At 70.3% G+C, this 2742-nt stretch carries 2 protein-coding genes; both read left to right on the forward strand.

What is annotated here, in order from left to right:
• Positions 1-298 precede the first annotated feature (298 nt).
• Positions 299-1981 carry an IS1182 family transposase gene (locus tag ACFXHB_RS44655; RefSeq protein ID WP_380582955.1) on the forward strand — a complete coding sequence of 561 codons (1683 nt, stop codon included), beginning with the start codon at positions 299-301 and terminating at the stop codon, positions 1979-1981.
• Between the two features lie 143 nt (positions 1982-2124).
• Positions 2125-2691: a helix-turn-helix domain-containing protein gene (locus ACFXHB_RS44660; protein ID WP_380582957.1), complete on the forward strand. Its 567-nt coding sequence runs from the start codon at positions 2125-2127 to the stop codon at positions 2689-2691.
• The last annotated feature ends 51 nt before the right edge of the window (positions 2692-2742 follow it).

Here is a 2742-nt window from a genome sequence, read left to right on the forward strand (position 1 = left end):
CCTGATGCTGTCGGGGATCTTGGAAACCGTGGGCTGGCAGCCGGTCAGTTCCGGTGTCCGCTGCAACGGTTTGACCAGGTCAGCAGGTTGGTAGAGCGCACTCTCGGTTGCCTGACTTCGGCGCTGAGGTGGTGTGATCGTTCGGCGAACGGATCGTTCGTGACGGGTGCGTCTGGTGGTTCTGCTGAGAATGAAGGGGTTTCGCGGTTCACCCTTTCGTGGCGGTGCCGGTTGGTAGAGCCGGACCGGCCGGAGCCGGGGTGGGACGGTGGGCGTCCGCGACCTTCGGAGGATCGAGATGTGCGTCCGTCCCCGTTCCGGCTCGGTGATCCCGGAGCTGACCGTCCGGGTTGCCCGCGCGAGCAACCCGAGGGGCACAACCGCGATGGCGATCCGCGACCACCTCGAAGGACTCTGGAGCGACGAGGACTTCGAGCAGTGGTACCCGCAGGACGGGCGGCCGGGCCTGTCACCGGCCCAACTCGCCACCGTGTCGGTGCTGCAGTTCCTGCTGGAGCTGTCCGACCGGCAGGCCGCGGAGTCGGTGCGGTGCCGGATCGATTTCAAGTACGCCCTCGGCATGGAGCTGGAGGACCCGGGCTTCCACCACAGCGTGCTGGCGGACTTCCGCGAGCGCCTGGCCGAGGAGGGCCGCGCCGACAAGCTGTTCGGCCTCGCTCTGGAGAAGATCAAGGCTGTCGGCCTGGTCCGCGAGCGCGGGCGCCAGCGCACCGACTCCACGCACGTCCTGGCCGCTGTCCGCGACCTGACCCGCCTGGAGCTGGTCACCGAAGCGATGCGCGCCGCCCTGGAGGAGCTTGCCCGCCGCGCGCCGCACGAGCTGGCCGGGCTGGTCACCGAGGACTGGGGCCGACGCTACGGCCGCGCCGCCCGACTCGGCAAGAACCCCTCCCGGCCCAAGGGCCGGATCAAGGAGACAGGCGACGACGCCCACCTGCTGCTGCGCTACGTGAACCGCTACCTCCCCGCTCTGCGCGACGGCGAACAGGTCCAGGCCCTGCGGCAGATCTTCCTGCAGAACTACTGGATCGACGCGCAGGACCGCCTGCTCTGGCGCGAGGCGGACACCGCCGGCCTGCCGCCCTCCGCCATCGCCATCGTCTCGCCCTACGACACCACCGCCCGCTTCGCCCGCCGCGGCGAAACCCGCTGGAAGGGGTTCATGGCGCACGTCACCGAGACCTGCGACCACGACGCGGTGAGCGTGATCACCGACGTGACCACCACGAAAGCCGCGGTCCACGACTCCAAGGCGCTGCCCACCGTCCTCGCGCGCCTGGACCAGCGGGAGCTGCTGCCGGCCGAGCACTTCGTCGACCAGGGCTACACCTCCGTCGCCCTCAAGCAGCAGGTCGCCCGCGAGTTCGGCGTCGGCCTGGTCGGGCCGGTCCGCGCCCGGACCACCCGCAAGTCCCGCAAGGGCGACGTCTTCAACCGCGACGCCTTCGTCATCGAGTGGGACGCCAAGAAGGTCACCTGCCCCCAGGGCAAGACGAACCGGCAGTGGGCGACGCCGCCGTCCGTCGCGCCCTACATCCACGTCAAGTTCGCCAAGAGCGACTGCGGCCCGTGCCCGCTCAAGTCGGCCTGCACCAAGGGCGCCGCCCGCGCGCTGACCTTCCTCCCCCGCGACCTCCACGACCTGCAGTCCGAGTCCCGCACCGAGCAGCAGACCCAGGAGTGGCTCTCGCGCTACTCGCTGAGGGCCGCCATCGAGGGCACCATCAGCGAGTTCGTGAACGGCCACGGCATGCGCCAGTGCCGCTACCGCAGTGAGGAGAAGGCCCACGTCCAGCACGTCCTGACAGCCATCGCTGTCAACCTCGAACGCATCGGCGCCCACCTACCGACCGCTCCGGAGCGCCGGCCCCGGACCCCGACCGCTCTGCAGGACTACCTCGACCGGCGCGGCATCGCCCGGCGGCGTTCCTGGCGCGTTGCCACCCACCCCGCTGGCTGACTCGCACGCCGAGGGGTGAACGAACCCCGACTCTCCCCAGAGGTTAAAGGTTCGTTCACCCCTGAACAAAGCTTCACCGGGGCGACCCCACGAAGGTTCGTTCACTCCGAACAAACCCCCTGCCCGCTGGGTAGGAGCATGGTATGAGCGAGACCCCGTACGGCTTCGACGCGGCGAAGTTCCGCGCGGCCCGGACGGCCGCCGGGACCTCGGTCGCCCGGATCGCCAGGGCTGCCGGAGTGAGCGAACGCGCCGTAAGCCTTTACCTGGCGGGTACGCGCACCCCGCGCCCGGAGATCCTTCCGCGGCTGGCGCACGCCGTGGGCGTCGACCCGATCGCGCTGTGCACCATCGAGCACGAGACGCTCGCGCACCTGCGAATCCTCACCGGCCGCAGTCGCTCAGCTATGGCCCGCGCGCTCGGGATGGCCGAGGAGACCTACCGCCAGATGGAGACCACCGGCCGACGCGGCCGACTCGCCCGCGCCCGCTACGACGACCGCGAAGACCGCTGGATCGCCTGGCAAGAGTGGGCACCGCCGTTGTTCGGCGTCACCCCCGAACGCCTCGACACCGCCGAACAGCACACCCGCCAGCAACACCTCGCCGAACGCGAACGCTGGTGGCAGCGCCTGCGCCTGGCCGACCCCGACCGCGCCACCCGGATCGAGGACCTGGGCCGGGCTGGACGGCGCCTGCGGGGGCGGTGATCGGTCGGGTGAACCCGGTGTTCTTCAAGATCCCCGACAGCATCAGGTACT

Origin of the sequence: Kitasatospora sp. NPDC059327, from assembly GCF_042752535.1 — a bacterium.
Classification (GTDB): Bacteria; Actinomycetota; Actinomycetes; order Streptomycetales; family Streptomycetaceae; genus Kitasatospora.